Below are 607 nucleotides of genomic sequence, written 5' to 3'. Positions count from 1 at the left end.
GGAGTACCCGGAGACGGTCGCCCAGGCGATCCGGGAGCTGCTCGACGACTGCGGTGGGAGCTGATCCGGGGCGTGGGACGACACAGCCGCAAGGGCCCCGTACCCAAGGGCACCGGGACGCCGGGCGCACCCGGCACGCTGCCCGGTGCCCGGGAGGCGGCGGCGCCCGGCGGCGGCCGGCGCCGCAGGCCGGGCGAACAGCACGCACCGGCCCCCGGCCCCGGCGCGCCGGTCTGCCAGTCGCCCCAGCCGCCGCCGGACTCGTGGTGCTCGGGGTGTCCGCCCCTGACCGGCGCGATGCCGCAGGTGCGCAGCGCCCCGGCGCCGGCCGCCCCGGGGCCGCGGATACCGGGCCCGCGGCGCGAGTTCGTCGAGGCGTTCGACGGACCCGTACCGCCCGGTGAGCCGCGGGAGCCCGAACGCGGCGGTCCCGGCCCGGACGGCGGGGACCACGAGGACGGCGGCATGCCCCCGGCAGCCAGGGGCGGCAGGGGCCGGGCCTTCACCGGCGTCGCCGCCGCGGCCGTGACCTGCCCCCGGCAGCCAGGGGCGGCAGGGGCCGGGCCTTCACCGGCGTCGCCGCCGCGGCCGTGACCACGGTGCTGGC

1 protein-coding gene is annotated in these 607 nt (G+C 81.5%); it reads left to right on the top strand.

What is annotated here, in order from left to right; all coding sequences use genetic code 11:
• Positions 1 to 72: 72 nt before the first annotated feature.
• Entirely contained in the window at positions 73 to 594 is a 522-nt protein-coding gene (locus EAO77_RS37780; protein WP_147992785.1) for a hypothetical protein, read from the top strand.
• Positions 595 to 607: the final 13 nt, after the last annotated feature.

The sequence above is a fragment of the Streptomyces sp. T39 genome (assembly GCF_008042045.1).
In the GTDB taxonomy this organism is placed as follows: domain Bacteria; phylum Actinomycetota; class Actinomycetes; order Streptomycetales; family Streptomycetaceae; genus Streptomyces.
Note: the sequence above shows the minus strand (reverse complement) of the source record. Positions and strands in the feature narration are given on the sequence as shown.